This is a genomic window from Streptomyces sp. NPDC043680 (genome assembly GCF_056436685.1).
Genome location: NZ_JBWKCE010000008.1, coordinates 196,147 through 215,315, shown reverse-complemented (window position 1 = coordinate 215,315; position 19,169 = coordinate 196,147). Strand labels below are relative to the sequence as shown.

Here is a 19,169-nt window from a genome sequence, read left to right as displayed (position 1 = left end):
GCCCTACGCCTCCGGGATCTCGAACTTGGTGGTGCGCTGCATGCCGGCGGCGCGGCCCTTGCCCGCGATGACCAGGGCCATCTTGCGGCTGGCCTCGTCGATCATCTCGTCGCCGAGCATCGCCGAGCCCTTCTTGCCGCCGGCCTCGGAGGTGCACCAGTCGTACGCGTCCAGGATCAGCTCGGCGTGGTCGTAGTCCTCCTGCGAGGGGGAGAAGACCTCGTTGGCCGCCTCGACCTGGCCGGGGTGCAGCACCCACTTGCCGTCGAAGCCCAGGGCCGCCGCGCGCCCGGCGACCTCGCGGTACGCGTCCACGTCGCGGATCTGGAGGAAGGGTCCGTCGATCGCCTGGAGGTTGTGCATGCGGGCCGCCATCAGGATCCGCATCAGGATGTAGTGGTAGGCGTCCGCCGGGTAGCCGGGCGGCTGCATGCCCACGACCAGGGACTTCATGTTGATGGAGGCCATGAAGTCGGCCGGGCCGAAGATGATGGTCTCCAGCCGGGGCGAGGCGGCGGCGATCTCGTCGACGTTCACCAGGCCCTTGGCGTTCTCGATCTGCGCCTCGATGCCGATCTTGCCGACCTCGAAGCCCATCGTCTTCTCGATCTGGGTCAGCAGCAGGTCCAGCGCCACGACCTGCTGGGCGTCCTGGACCTTCGGCAGCATGATGCAGTCGAGGTTCTGGCCCGCGCCCTCGACGACCGTGATGACATCGCGGTACGTCCAGTGGGTGGTCCAGTCGTTGACGCGCACGACCCGGGTCTTGCCGGTCCAGTCGCCGTTGTTCAGCGCGTCCACGATCGTGTGCCGGGCGCCCTCCTTGGCGAGGGGGGCGCAGGCGTCCTCCAGGTCGAGGAAGACCTGGTCGGCCGGCAGGACCTGGGCCTTCTCCAGGAAGCGCGGGTTGGAACCCGGCACCGCGAGGCAGGAGCGGCGCGGACGCAGCCGGTTCACCGGCGCAGAGGGCGTGGTCATGCGGGGACCTCCAGAGGGTCGAGCTTGTTCGCTTTCCGGATCTCGTCGACGATACGGCCGATGATCTCCGTGATACCGAAGTCTTTGGGGGTGAACACGGCGGCGACTCCGGCCGCCTTCAGCGCCACGGCGTCGGCCTGGGGAATGATGCCGCCGAGCACGACGGGGATGTCACCCGCCCCCGCCGCCCGCAGCCGTTCCAGCACGTCGGGGACGAGCGCGCTGTGCGAGCCGGACAGGATGGACAGTCCCACGCAGTGCACGTCCTCGGCCAGCGCCGCCGCGGAGATCTCCTCGGGCGTGAGCCGGATGCCCTGGTAGACCACCTCGAAGCCGGCGTCGCGGGCCCGCACGGCGATCTGCTCGGCGCCGTTGGAGTGCCCGTCCAGGCCGGGCTTGCCGACCAGCAGCCGCAGCCGGCCGCTGCCCAGCTCCTCGGCCGTACGGGCGACCTTCTCGCGGACCAGGGCCATCGGGGTGCCCTCCTCGGCGGTGACGGCCACCGGGGCCGAGGAGACCCCGGTCGGGGCGCGGAACTCGCCGAACACCTCGCGCAGCGCGCTCGCCCATTCGCCGGTGGTGACACCGGCCCGGGCGCACTCCAAGGTGGCCTCCATCAGGTTCTCGGTCCCGGCCGCGGCCTCCTTCAGCCGGTCCAGGGCCTGCCCGACGGTGGGGAAGACGAACGGGTCGCCGCCGCCCTGCCGCTCCGAGGCCTCCTGCCGCTCGGCCCGCCAGCGGGCGATGCGCTCGACGGTGAGCGCCTCGACCGCACCGTCCACCGTCATGATCGCGGTGTCCAGGTCGGCGGTGAGCGGGTTCTCCTCGGTCTGCTGGAAGCAGTTCACCCCGACGATCTTGTCCTCGCCCGCCTCGATCCGGGCGCGGCGCTCGGCGTGCGAGGAGACGAGCTGGGACTTCAGGTACCCGGACTCGACGGCGGCCATCGCGCCGCCCATCTCCTGGATCCGGTCGATCTCGGCCAGGCAGTCGGCGACCAGGGAGTCGACTTTGGCCTCGATGACGTGGGAGCCGGCGAAGATGTCCTCGTACTCCAGCAGGTCGCTCTCGTGCGCGAGGACCTGCTGGATGCGCAGCGACCACTGCTGGTCCCAGGGCCGGGGCAGGCCCAGCGCCTCGTTCCAGGCGGGCAGCTGCACGGCGCGGGCCCGGGCGTCCTTGGACAGGGTGACCGCGAGCATCTCCAGCACGATCCGCTGGACGTTGTTCTCCGGCTGCGCCTCGGTCAGGCCCAGGGAGTTGACCTGGACGCCGTACCGGAAGCGGCGCTGCTTGGCGTCCTCGATGCCGTAGCGCTCGCGGGTGACCTTGTCCCAGATCCGCCCGAAGGCGCGCATCTTGCACATCTCCTCGATGAAGCGGACGCCCGCGTTCACGAAGAAGGAGATACGGGCGACCACCTCGCCGAAACGGTCCTCCGGAACCTGCCCGGAGTCGCGCACCGAGTCCAGCACGGCGATCGCCGTCGACATCGCGTACGAGATCTCCTGGACCGGGGTGGCCCCCGCCTCCTGGAGGTGGTACGAGCAGATGTTGATCGGGTTCCACTTCGGGATGTGGTTGACCGTGTAGGCGATCATGTCCGTCGTCAGGCGGAGCGAGGGCCCGGGCGGGAAGACGTGCGTCCCGCGCGAGAGGTACTCCTTGACGATGTCGTTCTGGGTGGTGCCCTGGAGCTTGGATATGTCCGCGCCCTGCTCCTCGGCGGCCACCTGGTAGAGCGCCAGCAGCCACATGGCGGTGGCATTGATCGTCATCGAGGTGTTCATCTGCTCCAGGGGGATGTCCTGGAACAGCCGCCGCATGTCGCCCAGATGGGAGACCGGGACCCCGACCCGGCCCACCTCGCCGCGGGCGAGGATGTGGTCGGGGTCGTAGCCGGTCTGCGTCGGCAGGTCGAACGCGACCGACAGGCCGGTCTGGCCCTTGGCGAGGTTGCGGCGGTACAGCTCGTTGGACGCCTCGGCCGTGGAGTGGCCGGCGTACGTCCGCATGAGCCACGGACGGTCTTTCTGGCGCTCTGTCATCTCAGGCTGTCCCTTTGGCCCTTGAACGGTCTCAGATGTTCCGGAAGCGGTTGATGGCGTCGAGGTGCTTCGCGCGCATCTCGTGGTCGCGCACGCCCAGGCCCTCCTCGGGGGCCAGCGCGAGGACGCCGACCTTGCCCTGGTGGAGGTTGCGGTGGACGTCGTACGCGGCCTGACCGGTCTCCTCCAGCGAGTAGACCTTCGACAGGGTGGGGTGGATCTTGCCCTTGGCGATGAGGCGGTTGGCCTCCCACGCCTCGCGGTAGTTCGCGAAGTGCGAGCCGATGATCCGCTTGAGGGACATCCACAGGTAGCGGTTGTCGTACTCGTGCATGTAGCCCGAGGTCGAGGCGCAGGTGGTGATGGTGCCGCCCTTGCGGGTGACGTAGACGCTCGCGCCGAAGGTCTCGCGGCCGGGGTGCTCGAAGACGATGTCGATGTCCTCGCCGCCGGTCAGCTCGCGGATGCGCTTGCCGAAGCGCTTCCACTCCTTCGGGTCCTGGGTGTGCTCGTCCTTCCAGAACTTGTAGCCCTCGGCGTTGCGGTCGATGACCGCCTCCGCGCCCATCGCGCGGCAGATGTCCGCCTTCTCGGGGCTGGAGACCACGCAGATCGGGTTGGCGCCGCCGGCCAGGGCGAACTGGGTGGCGTAGGAGCCGAGTCCGCCGCTCGCGCCCCAGATCAGGACGTTGTCGCCCTGCTTCATGCCGGCGCCGTTGCGGGAGACCAGCTGGCGGTAGGCGGTGGAGTTGACCAGGCCGGGGGAGGCGGCCTCCTCCCAGCTGAGGTGGTCCGGCTTCGGCATCAGCTGGTTCGACTTGACCAGGGCGATTTCCGCCAGGCCGCCGAAGTTGGTCTCGAAGCCCCAGATGCGCTGCTCGGGGTCGAGCATGGTGTCGTTGTGGCCGTCCGAGGACTCCAGCTCGACCGACAGGCAGTGCGCGACGACCTCGTCGCCCGGCTTCCAGGCGTTCACGCCGGGGCCGGTGCGCAGCACGACGCCCGCGAGGTCGGAGCCGATGATGTGGTACGGCAGGTCGTGGCGCTTGGTGAGCTCCGACAGGCGCCCGTAGCGCTCCAGGAAGCTGAAGGTGGACACCGGCTCGAAGATCGAGGTCCACACGGAGTTGTAGTTGACCGAGGAGGCCATGACGGCCACCAGTGCCTCGCCCGGACCGAGCTCCGGCAGCGGGACCTGGTCGAGGTGCAGGGACTTGCGCGGGTCCTTCTCGCGCGTCGTGAGCCCGGCGAACATCTCCGCCTCGTCCTTGTGCACGGTGACCGCGCGGTACGAGTCGGGGAGCGGCAGGGCCGCGAAGTCGGCGGCCGTAGCGGCCTGCGACTGGATCGCGTCCAGGATGTCCTTCACGGTGTTGCCTCCGGCTAAGCGCTGATGAGGGTGCGCTGAGGGGATACGCGGCTGCGTGGTACGGGTGGGGGTGGTGCGTGGTGCGTGGGCCGTCGGTTCGGCGAAGCGGTGGTGCTGCTCGACGCCTGTGGTGGGGCGCTTGCGGTGCCTGGTGACGCAGGCGTCCGGGGCGCGGTCCGTGCCGAGTGGGCGGGACCGCGGGGACATCCGGACGAGATTCAACGTATGGCACCCCGTGTCACTCAGCAAGGCACCGCGTGCCAAAACTTTCTCTCATTTGCCTACTGACCTGCGCAGATGAGCGATGATCGATCAGAGTTACCCGCGAGTAGGGGCAAGTCGGACAAACGAAAGCGGCCGCCCCCGGTGAGGGAGCGGCCGCTGTGACGCGGATGACTACGGCTTGTTCTTCAGTGCCTCTTCGATGGTGCGCATGACCTCGTCCAGTGGAGCGTCCGTCCGGGCCACCGCCACCAGCACCTCGCCCTGCGTACGCACCTCCGCGGGCGCCGTCGGTGCCGCGGCCGGCGGACCGCTCAGGGAGCGGCCCGCGCCGATCCCGGTGCCGAACGTCTTGCGCACGATCGCGAAGGCGTGGTCGAGCTGGGCCTCCACATCCCCCTGGCCGCCCGCCCGCAGCCAGCGCCGCAGCACGTGGTTGTGCGCGGTGACCACCGCCGACGCGGCCACCTCGGCCAGCAGCGGGTCGTCGTTGCCGTCGTGGGGCTCGTGCTCGTCGAAGTGGGCCAGCAGGTAGCGGGTGAACAGCCGCTCGTACCGGGCCACCGAGGCGATCTCCCGCTCGCGCAGCGCCGGAACCTCCCGGGTCAACCGGTAGCGCTCCACCGACACCGCCGGCGAGGCGGCGTACATCTTCATGACTTCCTTGATCCCGCGGCACACGGTGTCGAGCGGGTGCTCGTGCGCCGGAGCCACGTCCAGGACCGCCTCGGCCCTGGTCAGGGTGTCGTCGTGGTCCGGGAAGATCGCCTCTTCCTTGGACCGGAAGTGCCGGAAGAAGGTCCGGCGGGCCACCCCGGCGGTCGCGGCGATCTCGTCGACCGTCGTCGCCTCGTACCCCTTGGTCGCGAACAGCTCCATCGCGGCGGCGGCGAGCTCGCGCCGCATCTTGAGGCGCTGCGCGGCCGCCTTGGTGCCGGCCGCGCTTTCCGGGCTGTCGGACGCCGTGGTGGTGCGGGGTGGGGTCTTGGCGGGCTGGGACATAGAGCGAAAGTACTTCATTCGCCCGGGAGAGCGCGCCTGAGGGGGGTGAGGCGGGGGTGGATGCGGGGGAGAGCCCGCACTGGGCTCGGGAGGGTGTGTCCGCGGTGAGGGTCCGGCGGACCCGAGCAGCCCTCCCCACGCATCCGGTTCAGAGGCCCCGGGGGCGGGACGCGGCTTACCGGCGGGCGTACTCACGGAATCCGCGGCCGGTCTTCCGGCCCAGGCAGCCCGCCGCCACCAGGTGCTCCAGCAGCGGGGACGGGGCCAGGCCCGGGTCGCGGAACTCCTTGTGGAGCACCTTCTCGATGGCCAGCGAGACATCCAGGCCGACGACGTCCAGGAGCTCGAAGGGACCCATCGGGTAGCCGCCGCCCAGCTTCATCGCGGCGTCGATGTCGTCGAGGCTCGCGTAGTGCTGCTCGACCATCTTCACGGCGTTGTTCAGGTACGGGAACAGCAGCGCGTTCACGATGAACCCGGCCCGGTCGCCGCAGTCGACGGGGTGCTTGCGCACCTTCGTGCAGATCTCGCGGACCGTCGCGTGCACGTCGTCGGAGGTCAGGACGGTCCGGACCACCTCGACCAGCTTCATGGCCGGCGCCGGGTTGAAGAAGTGCATGCCGATCACGTCCTGCGGGCGCGAGGTCGCGCGGGCGCAGGCGATCACCGGGAGCGAGGAGGTCGTGGTGGCCAGCACCGCGCCCGGCTTGCAGATCTTGTCCAGGGCCGCGAACAGCTCCTGCTTGACCGCGAGGTCCTCGGCCACCGCCTCCACGGCCAGGTCCACCTGGGCGAAGGCCTCCAGGGAGCCGGCCGGGGTGACCCGGGCCAGCGTCCGGGCGGCGTCCTCCTCCGTCAGCCGGCCCTTGGAGACCGCCCGGCCCAGGGAGGTGCCGATCGCGGCCTTCGCCGCATCGGCCTTCTCCTGGCTGCGGGCGGCGAGCACCACGTCGAAGCCCGCCTGCGCGAAGACCTGGGCGATCCCGCTCGCCATGGTGCCCGAACCGGCCACGCCGACCGAGGAGACCGGACGGCCCTCGCCGAGCCGGGCCCCGTCCAGCGGGGTCTGCGCGTCCCGCACGATCGCGGAGCTGCCGGGCTCGGCGTACGTGTAGAAGCCGCGGCCGGACTTCTGCCCGGTCAGGCCCGCCTCGGCGAGGTGCCCGAGGATCGGGGCGGGGGCGTGCAGCCGGTCGCCGGAGGAGGCGTACATGGCCTCCAGGACGGTGCGCGCGGTGTCGACGCCGATCAGGTCGAGCAGGGCGAGCGGGCCCATGGGCAGACCGCAGCCGAGCCGCATGGCCGCGTCGATGTCCTCGCGGGAGGCGTACTTCGACTCGTACATGGCGGCGGCCTGGTTCAGGTAGCCGAAGAGCAGGCCGTCGGCCACGAAACCGGGGCGGTCGCCGACCGAGACGGGCTCCTTGCCGAGCTCACGGGCCAGCGCGGTGACCGCCTCGACGGCCGGCGGGGCGGTCAGGACGCTGGAGACGACCTCGACCAGCTTCATGGCCGGAGCCGGGTTGAAGAAGTGCAGGCCCAGGACCCGCTCGGGGCGCTGGGACTCGGCGGCGAGCCGGGTCACCGACAGGGCGTTCGTGCCGGTGGCCAGGATGGCGTCGGGCCGCACGATCGCGTCGAGCTCCCGGAACAGCCGCTGCTTGAGCTCGTAGTCCTCCGGGACGACCTCGATGACGAGATCGGCCTCGGCGGCGGCGGTCAGCTCGGTGAAGGTGCGGAACCGGGCGAGGACGCCCTCCCGCTCCTGCTCGGTGAGGCGCTCGCGGGTCACCGCGCGGGCCGTGGTGGCCGCCAGCGCGGAGCTCGCGCGGCGGGCGGCGGTCTCGCTGATGTCGATGCCGATGACCTCGCGGCCGGCCCGGGCGAGGACCTCGGCGATGCCGGTGCCCATCGTGCCGAGGCCGACGACGGCGATGGTCTGCAGGGTGGACTGACTGGACGTGGACGGAAGGTCCATCGCGGGACTCCAGTGGATGAGGGTGACGACTGAGGGGCGGCGCGCGGCGCACGAGCGCGGCCGGGGCTCCGGGGAGCCGGGGACCCGCAAGGCGGGGGACCGGAATCCGGACATCGGGAATGACCGCATGAGAAGCCCGGAGAGCGGGCGGGGCGGAGAGCGGCGGACCCTGTCCCGGGGCCCGCGCCGTAACACGAGGAGTACCTGAGGTACCGGACCGACTGGTACGGGGCGGCTGCGTCACCAGGCCGGCCTCGTACGTTGGAGGGAGCGTAACCCGCCGGTAACTGGCGCGCCAGAGCGCGGAGATGTGACCTGTACCGCCCAAATGTACCGATCATCGATCATCGATCAACCACTCGCTGCGGGGGGTGGGCCTGCGGGAAACCCGGCGTGGCGGCGGCGGTGTCCGCCTAGGGTGGCGGCGTGAACGACGTGCTGGAGCGCCTGCGGACGGAATCGGTCGGATCGCCGGAGTACGAGGCGCTGCTCGCCGCGGACCCGGATGCACTGGCGGACTCGCTGACCTCGGCGGGCCGGCCCCTGTGGGCCCGCGAACTGGCCGCCTACCGGCTGGGGCTGGCCGGGGACCGGCGGGCCTTCGAACCGCTGGTGCTGCTGCTGAACCACCGGGACCCACCGCGCTGTGCGGCCGCGGCGGAGGCGCTGGCGGTGCTGGGGGACCCGCGCACGGCCCGGGCGGCGGCGGCCCTGGCGACGAACGAACTGCGCACCGCGTACGCCCTCCAGCCGGTCCGCCTGCTCACCGCCCTGCGGGCCCCGGAATCCGCCCCGGCGCTGATCCGGACCCTGTCGCGGCTGCTCGCGCCGAACGACCCGTACTGGCGCGTCGCCCTGGCCTGCGTGGAGGGACTCGGAGCCCTGGCCGACCCCCGCGCCCGCGAGGTCCTCACCCGCGCCCAGTCCCATCCGCGGCTCGCGGTGGCGGCGACGGGCGCGCTGCGCGGGCTCGGCTGACAAGATCGTCCCCATGAGTGAACGCAACGACAGCCACATCGTGCGCGTGGCCGCGCCCGAAGGCGTCCACCCCGGTACGGGCTACAGCCATGTCACCTGGGGCACCGGGCGGTTCATCGCGGTCTCCGGTCAGTGCGCCTTCGACGAGCAGGGCCGGATCGTCGGTGAGGGCGACGCCGCTGCGCAGGCCCGCCAGGTGTTCGAGAACCTCCGGCGGTGTCTGGCCGCGGCCGGGGCGACGTTCGACGACGTCGTGAAGCTGACCTACTTCGTGACGGACACCGCCCACCTCCCGGCGGTACGGGAGGCGCGCGACGCGGTGATCCCGCCCGACCGGCTGCCCGCATCCTCGGCCGTCCAGGTCGTCGCCCTCTTCCGGCCCGAGCTCCTGCTGGAGGTGGAGGCCTTCGCGGTGCTGCCGGATCCGGCGCGGGCGATCCCCTCAGGCCCGGGACGCTGACGACGGTTCGACCGCCGCCGGGGCGCCCGCGGCGCCGAGGGCGACCCCCTCCGCCTGCCGGGGCCCAGCCGCACCGGCCCGCGGCGGCGCGGCGGCCGCGGCGGACGGCCCGCGGCGGTCCGCCGCCCGCTGGACCCGTCGGCCGAGGCGCTGCATCGGCAGCTCGACCAGGCGGTACATCAGGTGGCTCGCGGCCAGCAGCACGGCGAAGAAGATCGCCGTCCAGGCGACCCGGCCCGGCGTCGACGACGGCATGGGTGGAACCCCCACCAGCGGTCCGACGGTGCGCAGCAGCGGGAAGTGCAGCAGGTACAGCGAGAAGCTGATTGCGCCGAGCCAGGTCAGCACCTTCGGGAAGCGCCGCCCCCGCAGCAGGAAACCGAGCCCGAACAGCGCCCACGCGGCGAGGTAGGAGGCCGACCAGGCCCTCCAGCCGGAGGTCCAGGTGTGGGCCTCGACACCGCCGCGGTTGTACAGCCGGCCGACCAGCACGCCCGCGCCCACCACGAACCCGCAGGCGAGCACGACCGGCGCCCGCCGCAGGTCCCCGTGCTGCGCCCGGTACACCGCCGTGCCGGCGAACATGGTCGCGAAGATCGTCAAGCTCTCGAACAGGGGAGCCCGGCTGTTCAGCGTGATCAGCACGAGGCCGGTCCCGGCGAGCAGCAGGGCCCCCGCCGCAGTCGCCCTCCGGTGGCCGCTGAGCACGCAGGCGAAGCCCGCGAGCACGGTCGGGGTGACGATGAGCAGGAGCAGCCGGGTCGAGCCGAGCTCCGCCGTCAGCAGTTGTGTGCCGAGCGCCGTGCCGATCGCCAGGGCGGCGAGGGCGAAGACCGCCGCGATCACGCCGCCGTGCCGGTGCAGGCCCCGGGTGAACAGGGCGGTGACGAAGAAGTAGAAGACCATCTCGTAGCAGAGCGTCCAGGTGACGTTCATGCCGTTGACGACGCCGAGCAGGTCCTGGAGCATCAGGCCGTTCGCGACGAGCGAAGCCGGGTTGTCGCCGGTGCGCAGCAGCGCGACCGTTCCGTCACCGGCGGGCAGCATCAGGATCGAGACGGCCACGGCGACGATCAGGGCCGGGTGGATCCGGAAGAACCGGCCGATCCAGAAGGCCCGGACGTCCCCGCGGCGCTCCAGCGAGGCCGGGATGATGTAGCCGCTGACGATGAAGAAGAGCATGACGCCGAACAGGCCCAGGTCGAAATTGCGCCGGACCGCCTCCCCGAAGGGCAGCATCCGCAGCACCTCGAAGTGGTGCAGTGCCACGACCAGGGCGGCGAAGCCGCGCAGCGCGTCCAGCCAGCCGAGCCGGGCGCCGGCGGAGGCGGCTGGTGCTCGGCGGGTACGCCGTCGGGCGAGGGGGGACGTCAGCGTCTGCACGGACGGACCCTAGCCGACGTTCCGGCCGGTGCGCCGTGACGTACCGAACGCTCCGGCCGGACCGCACCGCAACCGAACCGCCACCCGCCGGACCCCGGGACGCCGCCCGGCCGACACCCGGACGGTGCCCCGTCGCGTCCCGCCGACGCCCGGAGGCCGCGTCCGGGCGGTGCCGCCCCGATGGCCCGGCGACACCCGGCCGGCGCCGGGCGGCCCCTAGCCGCGGAAGCCCAGCAGGCCGTGCAGGGCCGCTCCGCCCGCCGAGGGGGGTACCGCGCGGGTGGCCGTGGTCGGCTTCGGGGCCGGCTGGGCGGGGCAGGTGGCGTCCGCCGCCGTGCCCGTCCGCAGGTACGCCGCCACCTTCTCGTCCAGGCACTTGTTGCCGCTCATCGAGATCCCGTGGTTGCCGCCGCCCTCCTCCACCACGAGGGCCGATCCCTTCAGCCGCTCCTTCATGCCGAGCGCGCCCCCGAACGGCGTCGCCGCGTCCTCCGTCGCCTGGAGCAGCAGCGCCGGCGGGAGGTCGGCGTTGGTGACGTCCGGCGCCTTCAGCGGCTCGGTCTTCCAGAACGCGCACGGGGCGTTGTACCAGGCATTGTTCCAGGTCATGAACGGGGCCCGGGCGTGGGTCCGCCACATGTCCGCGCGCCACTGGTTCCAGTCCTGCGGCCACGCCGAGTCCCGGCACTGCACCGCCGTGTAGACGCTGTACCCGTTGCCCGCCGAGGGTTCCACCGCCCCGAACCGCTCGTACGCCGCGACCAGCGGCCTGGCGTCCTGGTCCACCGCGTACGCGGAGAAGGCCTCGGCCAGGCTCGGCCAGTAGCCGTTGTAGTAGCCGCCGGGCATGTAGGTGTCCTCCAGCTCCGCCGGGCCCACCTTGCCCCCGGCCGGCGTCTCGCGCAGGGCGGCGCGCATCGCGTACCAGCGCCTCTCGACCGCCGCCGGATCGCTGCCGAGCCGGTACTTCCCGTCGTACTGGGCCACCCAGGCGAGGAACGCCTTGTGGCGGGCGTCGAAGGCCAGGTCCTGCGCGAGGTTGTCCTCGTACCAGACGCCGCCCGGGTCGACCACGGAGTCCAGGACCAGGCGGTGCACCCGGCCCGGGTGGAGTTTCGCGTACACGGCGCCCAGGTAGGTCCCGTACGAGTAGCCGAAGTAGCTCACCTTCGGCGCGCCGAGGGCGATGCGCACCGCCTCGATGTCCCGGGCGGCGGACACGGTGCCGATGTAGGGGAGCACGTCCGCGTGCTTGGTCTGGCAGGACTCGGCGAAGGCCTTGACCCGGTCCAGGTTGGCCCGCTCGGTCTGCGGCTCCAGCGGTACGGAGTCCGGCCGCACCGGTGCGAAGTGGCTGCCCCCGCAGTCGAGGACCGGCTCGCTCTTGCCCACCCCCCGCGGGTCGAAGCCGATCACGTCGTACTGGGCGGCCACGTCCTTGGGGAGCGCGGAGGCGATGAACCCGGCCAGCGCGCGCCCGCTGCCCCCGGGGCCGCCGGGGTTGACCAGCAGCGGGCCCTGGGAGGTGGCGGCGGTGTGCGCGACACGGGTCAGGGCCAGCGTGATCTGGCGCCCGGCGGGCCGGTCGTGGTCGAGGGGGACCTTGAGGGAGGCGCACTGAAGCGTCGGATAGCGGGTCGTCGCGCAGCCGGTCCAGCGCAGGGCCGCGGCCGCGGCCGTCTGCGCGGTGCCCTGCGCCGTGCCCTGTGCCGTGCCCTGTGCGGGGCCCTGCGCGGCCGTGACCGGGCCGGTCGCGGCGGTGGCGGCGACGGTGGCGATCGACAGCAGGACGGCGGCACGCTTCTTCAAAGGACCGCGCTTCTTCAAGGGGTGGAGCATGGAGGCCTCCCAGCCGAGGGTTCTGGGCGGAATCGTCCCGGAAACCACGTCTGGAAGTCGGGATTGGGCTGTTTATTGGCCCGATCTGGTGATCCCCGGGCGGCCGTCCGAGGTCACAGGAGGCTGAGCTGGGTCGGCCCGGCCGCCGCCGACTCCGCGGGCCGCTCGGGCACCACGGTCCGCCGGGCCGCGCCCCGCCGGGCGGGGCCGATGCCGAATTCCGCCGCCAGCTGGTGGACTTGGCGGGTGATCCGGCGCTGGTACCAGGTCGGCGCGTACGACCCGCCCGCGTACATCCGTTCGTACCGCTCGACCAGGTGCGGGTGGTGTGCGGCCAGCCAGGCGGTGAACCACTCGCGCGCCCCGGGCCGCAGATGGAGTACGAGGGGTGTCACGGAGGTCGCGCCGGAATCGGCGATGGCCCGGACGGTCTGGCGCAACTGCTCCGGGGAGTCTCCGAGGAAGGGGATCACCGGGGCCATCAGCACCCCGCACTCGATGCCGGCGTCGGTGAGGGTCCGTACGGCGCCCAGCCGGGCGGCGGGGGAGGGCGTTCCGGGTTCCACGGTCCGCCACAGGGCGGTGTCGGTGAAGCCGACGGAGACGGAGATGCCGACCTCGGTGACCTCCGCGGCCTCCTGGAGGAGGGGGAGGTCGCGCAGGATCAGCGTCCCCTTGGTCAGGATGGAGAAGGGGTTGGCGCGGTCCCGCAGGGCCTCGATGATCCCCGGCATCAGCCGGTAGCGGCCCTCGGCGCGCTGGTAGCAGTCCACGTTGGTGCCCATGGCGACGTGCGCACCGGTCCAGCGCCGTGAGCCGAGCTCCCGGCGCAGCAGCTCCGGGGCGTTGGTCTTGACGACGATCTGGCTGTCGAAGCCGATGCCGGTGTCGAGGTCGAGGTAGCTGTGGGTCTTGCGGGCGAAGCAGTACACGCAGGCGTGGCTGCATCCGCGGTACGGGTTCACCGTCCACTCGAACGGCATCCGCGAGGCTCCCGGCACCCGGTTGAGGATCGAGCGGGCGCGTACCTCGTGGAAGGTGATCCCGCGGAACTCGGGGGTGTCGAAGGTCCGCGTGACGACGGAATCCGCCTCGAACAGTGCCCGCGTCCGTTCCGGCGTCCCGGGCCCGTCGGTCAGATTGTCCCAGCGCATCGGCGCCTCCCTCGGTAGCTCGGACCCCGAGAATAGAACAGACGTTCCCATGATCGTGCGGAACCGTTCCCTGTGGCCTCCCGGGCGCGTCCGCTGCCCGTCCGGCCGGATTTGGGGCGCCCGGGCCCGGAGTGGTTGGCTTGCCGCGACGAGCTGACACGATTGCTGGAGGAACAGGTATGGCGCAGGTCGAGGCCACCACGGAGCGGATCATCGCGGCCGACGCGGAGACCGTGTTCGACGCGCTGGCGGACTACAGCGGAACCCGGGGCAAGCTGCTGCCCGAGCACTTCAGCGAGTACGAGGTGCGCGAGGGCGGCGACGGCGAGGGCACCCTCGTCCACTGGAAGCTCCAGGCCACCAGCAAGCGCGTACGCGACTGCCTGCTGGAGGTCACCGAGCCCACCGACGGCCAGCTCGTGGAGAAGGACCGCAACTCCAGCATGGTCACCACCTGGGTCGTCACCCCGGCCGGCGAGGGCCGGTCCAAGGCCGTCGTCACCACCGTCTGGAACGGCGCGGGCGGCATCGGCGGCTTCTTCGAGCGCACCTTCGCCCCCAAGGGCCTCGGCCGCATCTACGACACCGTGCTGGCCAACCTCGCCGCCGAAGTCGAGCGCTGAGCAAGGGGGTTGACGGTGAGGCCGAGGGCGCGGCCTCACCGGTTCGGGTGAACTGACCGCCCGCGGCCGGTGAGGCGGCCGGGCGTCGGCGCTGCGCCTTCGGCGGCCGCCACTCGGGCGTGGCCCCCGGGCCGTGAGGGCCTGCGCGGTCTAGGGTGGGCAGAGCGCGGGCGGCGCCCGTCCGCGTCGTTCGCGCCGTGCGCCGTCGACCGCCCGGGGGCCCGATGAAGATCCTCATCTCCGCCGACATGGAAGGCGCCACCGGCGTCACCTGGCCCGCCGACGTGCTGCCCGGCACCCCGCAGTGGGAACGCTGCCGGCCCCTTTTCACCTCCGACGTGAACGCCGCTGCGCTCGGCTTCTACGACGGCGGCGCCGACCAGGTCCTCGTCAACGAGGCCCACTGGACGATGCGGAACCTGCTGCTGGAGCAGCTCGACGAGCGAGTCGAAATGCTCACCGGCCGCCACAAGTCCCTCTCCATGGTCGAGGGCGTGCAGCACGGAGACGTCGACGGCGTCGCCTTCGTCGGCTACCACACCGGCGCCGGCGCCGAGGGCGTCCTCGCCCACACCTACCTCGCCAACTCCATCACCGGCGTCTGGCTGAACGGGGTCCGCGCCGGCGAGGGACTGCTCAACGCGCATGTCGTCGCCGAATTCGGCGTCCCGGTCATCCTGGTCACCGGCGACGACCTGACCTGCGCCGACGCCGCCGGGTACGCCCCCGGCGCGGTGACCGTCGCCGTCAAGGACCACGTCTCCCGCTACGCCGCGGTGTGCCGCACCCCCGCCCGCACCGCCGCCGACATCAGGGCCGCCGCCAAGGAGGCGGCGGCCCTCGCCGTACGCCGCGAGCCCGTGCGCGGCGGTCCGTACGCCGTCGAGCTGGAGTTCGACGCCGAGCACCTGGCGATGGCCGCCACGGTCGTCCCGGGCGTCGAGCGGTCCGGGGAGCGCAGGGCCGCGTACAGCAGCGGGACCATGTACGAGGGGATCCGGACGTTCAAGGCGGTCACGACGGTCGTCTCGGCGGCCGTGGAGGAGCAGTATGGCTGACATGCCCGCAGTCACCCCCCACGACCCGGTCGACCAGGTTGCGCTCGACGAGGTCGTCGCGTTCACCTCCGACCTCATCCGGATCGACACCACCAACCGCGGCGGCGGCGACTGCCGCGAGCGCCCCGCCGCCGAGTACGCGGCGGAGCGGCTCGCCGCCGCCGGCCTGGAGCCGGTGCTGCTGGAACGCACCCCCGGCCGCACCAACGTCGTGGCCCGGATCGAGGGCAGCGACCCGTCCGCCGAGGCCCTCCTCGTCCACGGGCACCTCGACGTGGTCCCCGCCGAGGCCGCCGACTGGAGCACCGACCCCTTCTCCGGAGAGGTCCGCGACGGGGTGGTCTGGGGCCGCGGCGCCGTCGACATGAAGAACATGGACGCGATGGTGCTGGCCGTCGTACGGGCCTGGGCCCGGGCGGGGGTGAAGCCCCGCCGCGACATCGTGGTCGCCTACACCGCCGACGAGGAGGACAGCGCGGTCGACGGCTCCGGCTACCTCGCCGACCACCACGCGCGTCTCTTCGAGGGGTGCACGGAGGGTCTGAGCGAGTCCGGCGCCTTCACCCTGCACACCGGTCCCGGCCGGGCCGTCTACCCGATCGCCGCCGGTGAACGCGGAACCGCCTGGCTCAGGTTGACCGCGCACGGTACGACCGGCCACGGCTCCAAGCCCAACCGGGCCAACGCCGTCACCCGGCTCTCCGCCGCCGTGGCCCGGATCGGCGCGTACGAGTGGCCCGTGCGGCTCACCGACACCGTCACCGCCTGCATCACCGAACTCGCCGCCCTGGAAGGCGTGGCCGTGGATCCCCGCAGCCGCGGCTTCGACCTCGACACCGTCCTCCCCAAGCTCGGCCCGGCCGCCGCCCTGGTCGAGGCGACGGTCCGCAACAGTGCCAACCCGACCATGTTCAGCGCCGGTTACAAGCTCAACGTGGTCCCCGGACACGCCACCGCCTACATCGACGGCCGGACGCTCCCGGGCGGCGAGGCCGAGTTCCTGGCCACCCTGGACGAGCTCACCGGACCCGACGTCACCTGGGAGTTCCACCACCGCGAGGTGGCACTCGAAGCCCCCGTGGACGGGCGGACCTACGAGATCCTGCGCCGGTCCGTGGAGCGCTTCGACCCCGACGCGCACGTGGTGCCGTTCTGCATGGCGGGCGGCACCGACGCCAAGCAGTTCTCCCGCCTCGGGATCACCGGCTACGGCTTCTCCCCGCTGAAGCTGCCCCCCGGCTTCGACTACTGGTCCCTCTTCCACGGCGTGGACGAGCGGGTCCCCGTCGACGCCCTGCACTTCGGCGTCCGCGTCCTCGACCACGCCCTGCGGGCCCTGTGATGGGGAGCCGGTGATGGCGGTGCCGGCCGGGCCCTACGGCAGCTGGCCCTCGCCCCTCGACGCCGCCCTCGCCGCCTCCCACGACGGCAGGCCCGAGTACGTCGGCACCGTCGGCCCGGAGGTGTGGTGGACCGAACCCCGGCCGGCCGAGGGCGGCCGCCGCGCGCTGGTGCGCCGCCCCGCGGACGGCGGCCCCCCGGACTGCGTGCTGCCGCCGCCGTGGAACGTCCGCAGCCGGGTCACCGAGTACGGCGGCCGCCCCTGGGCCGGCGCCGAACGGCCGGCGGGCGGGCCGCTGCTGGTGTTCGTCCACTTCGCCGACCAGCGGCTGTACGCGTACGAGCCGGACGCGCCCGGCGGCCCCGCGCCGCGACCGCTGACCCCGCTCTCCGCGGTCGGCGGCGGGCTGCGCTGGGCGGACCCGGTGCTGCGGGACGGCGAAGTCTGGTGCGTCCTGGAGGAGTTCACCGGCCCGGCGCCCACCGACGTGCGGCGTGTGGCGGCCGCCGTACCGCTGGACGGATCGGCGGCCGAGGACCGCTCCCGGGTACGCGAACTCAGCGACGACCGAAACCGGTTCACCACCGGCCCCCGGCTGTCCCCCGACGGCCGGCGGGCCGCCCGGCTGGTGTGGGACCACCCCCGGATGCCGTGGGACGGCACCGAGGTGGAGGTCTCCGAGATCGCGCCCGACGGCACCCTGACCGGGGCCCGTACCGTGCTCGGCGGCCCCGCTGAGTCCGTGGCGCAGGTGGAGTGGACGGCCGACGGGAGCCTGCTCGCCGTGAGCGACCGCAGCGGCTGGTGGAACCCGTACCGGGTGGACCCCGACACCGGAGCCGCCGTCAACCTGTGTCCGCGCGAGGAGGAGTTCGGCGGCCCCCTGTGGAAGCCGGGGCTGAGCTGGCTGGCCCCGCTGTCCGACGGGCTCGTCGCCGTCCTGCACGGCCAGGGCTCCTGCGTGCTCGGAGTCCTCGACCCGGACAGCGGCGACCTGGTGGACGCCGCCGGGCCGTGGACCGCCTGGCAGCCCGCCCTCGCCGCCTACGGCACCCGGGTCTACGGGGTCGCCGCCAGCCCGCGCAGCGCCTACGAGGTGGTGGAGCTGAACACCGAGGACGGGCACGCCCGGGTGGTGGGCGCGGCCGGGACCGACCCGGTGGACCCGGCGTACTACCCCGAACCGCAGAGCCGGACCTTCCTCGGCCCCGGCGGCCGCGAGGTCCACGCGCACGTCTACCCGCCGCACCACCCCGCCCGCCGGGCCCCCGCCGACGAACTGCCGCCCTACGTGATCTGGGCGCACGGCGGCCCCACCGACCACGTGCCGCCCGTGCTCGACCTGCACATCGCCTACTTCACCTCGCGCGGCATCGGCGTGGCCGAGGTGAACTACGGCGGCTCCAGCGGGTACGGGCGGGCCTACCGGGAACGGCTGCGCGAGCAGTGGGGCGTCGTCGACGTCGAGGACTGCGCGGCGGTGGCCCGGGCGCTGGCGGCGGAGGGCACCGCGGACCCGGACCGGCTCGCCATCCGGGGTGCCAGCGCGGGCGGCTGGACGGCGGCGGCCTCGCTGGCCGCCACCGATCTGTACGCCTGCGCCGCGATCATCTACCCCGTGCTGGACCTGCTCGGCTTCGCCGAGGAGACCCACGACCTGGAGTCCCGCTACGTCGACGGCCTGGCCGGGCCGCCCCAGACCCTTCCCGTACGATGCCGGGAACGCTCCCCGCTGGCCCGCGCCGACCGGATCACCGCACCGTTCCTGCTGCTCCAGGGACTGGACGACCCGGTGTGCCCGCCGGCCCAGGCGGAGCGCTTCCTCGCCGCGATGCGGGGCCGCGCCGTGCCGCACGCGTACCTCGCCTTCGAGGGCGAGGGCCACGGCTTCCGGCGGGCGGACACCATGGTCCGGGCCCTGGAGGCCGAACTCTCGCTGTACACCCAGGTCTTCGGGATCGAGCGCACGGACGTCCCGCGGCTGCGGCTGGAGGCCTGACGGGTCAGGCGGTGTCCTGGCGGGAGGAGCTGTGCAGCCAGACCCGGAGCGGGCCGAGCACGGTGAAGCCGTGGCGCACCGCGGTGTCGAGGTCGTCGCCGGACTCGTAGCCGACCACGGGAAGGTCCGGCCACAGCTGCGCGGCGGCGGTGAGGCCGCCCCGCCAGGCCTCGTCCGCCGGGGTGCCCTCGGCGGTGAACACGTTGGAGAGGCCGACGACCCCGGCCGCGACGCTCGCGACGGCCCCGGCGACGACCATCCCGCCCGCCGAACCCGCCAGCAGGGCGATGTCCCCGGTCAGCAGCCCGGGGTGGAACAGGCCGGTGCACTCCCTGCCGTCCCAGGCGGTCTCCCATGCCTCCAGCTCCGCCACGGTGCGGACGCGCGACCACTCCAGGCCGGGAGCCGCCGGAACCGGGAGACCGGCCGGGCGGTGGATCCAGCGGGCCTCGAAGAGCACCTCGAACCCCGCAGGGCCCAGGTCGAGGTCGGCGAAGCTGTCCTTGACCGAGCAGCCGGGGGAGTCGGTGTCCGTCCCGGCCAGCAGCGCCGCGGCCGAGGCGTGGCGGGTGAGGGTCACGGCATCGGGGTACAGGGGCGGGGTCCGGCGGGCACTGCTCCAGGCATCGGCCGAGAACGCGCCGCCGCGGCAGACCGCGGCGCACCACTCGGCGTTGTTGCGTGCTGCCGCGGACAGGAGTTCTTCGGTGTTCGGGGTGGTGATCACGCGGGGCAT

Annotated in this window: 15 protein-coding genes; 6 read left to right on the top strand and 9 right to left on the bottom strand. The window is 72.7% G+C overall.

Going from position 1 to position 19,169, the window contains the following annotated elements; all coding sequences use genetic code 11:
- Nucleotides 1-3 precede the first annotated feature (3 nt).
- The 5 genes from AC0666_RS18990 to AC0666_RS18970 all read right to left on the bottom strand — a co-directional run bounded on the left by AC0666_RS18990 (nt 4) and on the right by AC0666_RS18970 (nt 7,597).
- Entirely contained in the window at nt 4-978 is a 975-nt protein-coding gene (locus tag AC0666_RS18990; protein WP_478707963.1) for an HpcH/HpaI aldolase/citrate lyase family protein, read from the bottom strand.
- On the bottom strand, nt 975-3,026 hold the full coding sequence (locus AC0666_RS18985) for a protein meaA (RefSeq protein ID WP_468968751.1): 2,052 nt from the start codon (nt 3,024-3,026) through the stop codon (nt 975-977). Before AC0666_RS18985 ends, AC0666_RS18990 begins: the two co-directional genes overlap by 4 nt.
- A gap of 31 nt (nt 3,027-3,057) precedes the next feature.
- Entirely contained in the window at nt 3,058-4,395 is a 1,338-nt protein-coding gene (gene ccrA / locus AC0666_RS18980) for a crotonyl-CoA carboxylase/reductase (protein ID WP_468968754.1), read from the bottom strand.
- Nucleotides 4,396-4,791: 396 nt separating this feature from the next.
- Entirely contained in the window at nt 4,792-5,619 is an 828-nt protein-coding gene (locus AC0666_RS18975; RefSeq protein WP_468968757.1) for a TetR family transcriptional regulator, read from the bottom strand.
- Nucleotides 5,620-5,794: 175 nt separating this feature from the next.
- On the bottom strand, nt 5,795-7,597 hold the full coding sequence (locus AC0666_RS18970; RefSeq protein ID WP_478707962.1) for a 3-hydroxyacyl-CoA dehydrogenase family protein: 1,803 nt from the start codon (nt 7,595-7,597) through the stop codon (nt 5,795-5,797).
- A 426-nt stretch (nt 7,598-8,023) separates the two neighbouring features.
- Here AC0666_RS18970 and AC0666_RS18965 point away from each other — a divergent pair, with 426 nt between their 5' ends.
- Entirely contained in the window at nt 8,024-8,575 is a 552-nt protein-coding gene (locus AC0666_RS18965) for a HEAT repeat domain-containing protein (RefSeq protein ID WP_468968763.1), read from the top strand.
- Nucleotides 8,576-8,588: 13 nt separating this feature from the next.
- On the top strand, nt 8,589-9,035 hold the full coding sequence (locus tag AC0666_RS18960; protein ID WP_478707961.1) for a RidA family protein: 447 nt from the start codon (nt 8,589-8,591) through the stop codon (nt 9,033-9,035).
- Here the strand turns inward: AC0666_RS18960 and AC0666_RS18955 are convergent.
- The 3 genes from AC0666_RS18955 to AC0666_RS18945 all read right to left on the bottom strand — a co-directional run bounded on the left by AC0666_RS18955 (nt 9,018) and on the right by AC0666_RS18945 (nt 13,411).
- Nucleotides 9,018-10,418: an acyltransferase family protein gene (locus tag AC0666_RS18955; protein ID WP_468968768.1), complete on the bottom strand. Its 1,401-nt coding sequence runs from the start codon at nt 10,416-10,418 to the stop codon at nt 9,018-9,020. The two genes, AC0666_RS18960 and AC0666_RS18955, sit on opposite strands and share 18 nt — an antisense overlap.
- 216 nt (nt 10,419-10,634) lie before the next feature.
- A complete protein-coding gene (locus AC0666_RS18950) occupies nt 10,635-12,257 on the bottom strand; it encodes an alpha/beta hydrolase (RefSeq protein WP_478707960.1) in 1,623 nt (540 codons plus the stop codon).
- A 113-nt stretch (nt 12,258-12,370) separates the two neighbouring features.
- Entirely contained in the window at nt 12,371-13,411 is a 1,041-nt protein-coding gene (locus tag AC0666_RS18945) for an Rv2578c family radical SAM protein (RefSeq protein WP_478707959.1), read from the bottom strand.
- Nucleotides 13,412-13,590: 179 nt separating this feature from the next.
- Between AC0666_RS18945 and AC0666_RS18940 the strand changes: the two genes are divergently transcribed.
- The 4 genes from AC0666_RS18940 to AC0666_RS18925 all read left to right on the top strand — a co-directional run bounded on the left by AC0666_RS18940 (nt 13,591) and on the right by AC0666_RS18925 (nt 18,433).
- A complete protein-coding gene (locus AC0666_RS18940) occupies nt 13,591-14,034 on the top strand; it encodes an SRPBCC family protein (RefSeq protein ID WP_361711390.1) in 444 nt (147 codons plus the stop codon).
- A 224-nt stretch (nt 14,035-14,258) separates the two neighbouring features.
- On the top strand, nt 14,259-15,092 hold the full coding sequence (locus AC0666_RS18935) for a M55 family metallopeptidase (RefSeq protein WP_468580957.1): 834 nt from the start codon (nt 14,259-14,261) through the stop codon (nt 15,090-15,092).
- Entirely contained in the window at nt 15,085-16,434 is a 1,350-nt protein-coding gene (locus AC0666_RS18930) for a M20/M25/M40 family metallo-hydrolase (RefSeq protein WP_468968779.1), read from the top strand. The genes AC0666_RS18935 and AC0666_RS18930 overlap by 8 nt, the downstream gene beginning before the upstream one ends.
- Before the next feature lie 13 nt (nt 16,435-16,447).
- Nucleotides 16,448-18,433 (top strand): S9 family peptidase, encoded by a 1,986-nt coding sequence (locus AC0666_RS18925; protein ID WP_468968782.1) that lies wholly within the window; start codon nt 16,448-16,450, stop codon nt 18,431-18,433.
- 4 nt (nt 18,434-18,437) lie between these two features.
- Here the strand turns inward: AC0666_RS18925 and AC0666_RS18920 are convergent, their stop codons facing one another.
- Nucleotides 18,438-19,169 carry a hypothetical protein gene (locus AC0666_RS18920; RefSeq protein WP_468968785.1) on the bottom strand — a complete coding sequence of 244 codons (732 nt, stop codon included), beginning with the start codon at nt 19,167-19,169 and terminating at the stop codon, nt 18,438-18,440.

Bases quoted from the DNA above. Each gene is read 5' to 3' on its own strand.
- AC0666_RS18990 (WP_478707963.1), bottom strand. From the start codon at position 978: ATGACCACGCCCTCTGCGCCGGTGAACCGGCTGCGTCCGCGCCGCTCC.
- AC0666_RS18985 (WP_468968751.1), bottom strand. From the start codon at position 3,026: ATGACAGAGCGCCAGAAAGACCGTCCGTGGCTCATGCGGACGTACGCC.
- AC0666_RS18975 (WP_468968757.1), bottom strand. From the start codon at position 5,619: ATGTCCCAGCCCGCCAAGACCCCACCCCGCACCACCACGGCGTCCGAC.
- AC0666_RS18970 (WP_478707962.1), bottom strand. From the start codon at position 7,597: ATGGACCTTCCGTCCACGTCCAGTCAGTCCACCCTGCAGACCATCGCC.
- AC0666_RS18960 (WP_478707961.1), top strand. From the start codon at position 8,589: ATGAGTGAACGCAACGACAGCCACATCGTGCGCGTGGCCGCGCCCGAA.
- AC0666_RS18950 (WP_478707960.1), bottom strand. From the start codon at position 12,257: ATGCTCCACCCCTTGAAGAAGCGCGGTCCTTTGAAGAAGCGTGCCGCC.
- AC0666_RS18945 (WP_478707959.1), bottom strand. From the start codon at position 13,411: ATGCGCTGGGACAATCTGACCGACGGGCCCGGGACGCCGGAACGGACG.
- AC0666_RS18940 (WP_361711390.1), top strand. From the start codon at position 13,591: ATGGCGCAGGTCGAGGCCACCACGGAGCGGATCATCGCGGCCGACGCG.
- AC0666_RS18935 (WP_468580957.1), top strand. From the start codon at position 14,259: ATGAAGATCCTCATCTCCGCCGACATGGAAGGCGCCACCGGCGTCACC.
- AC0666_RS18930 (WP_468968779.1), top strand. From the start codon at position 15,085: ATGGCTGACATGCCCGCAGTCACCCCCCACGACCCGGTCGACCAGGTT.
- AC0666_RS18925 (WP_468968782.1), top strand. From the start codon at position 16,448: ATGGCGGTGCCGGCCGGGCCCTACGGCAGCTGGCCCTCGCCCCTCGAC.
- AC0666_RS18920 (WP_468968785.1), bottom strand. From the start codon at position 19,169: ATGCCCCGCGTGATCACCACCCCGAACACCGAAGAACTCCTGTCCGCG.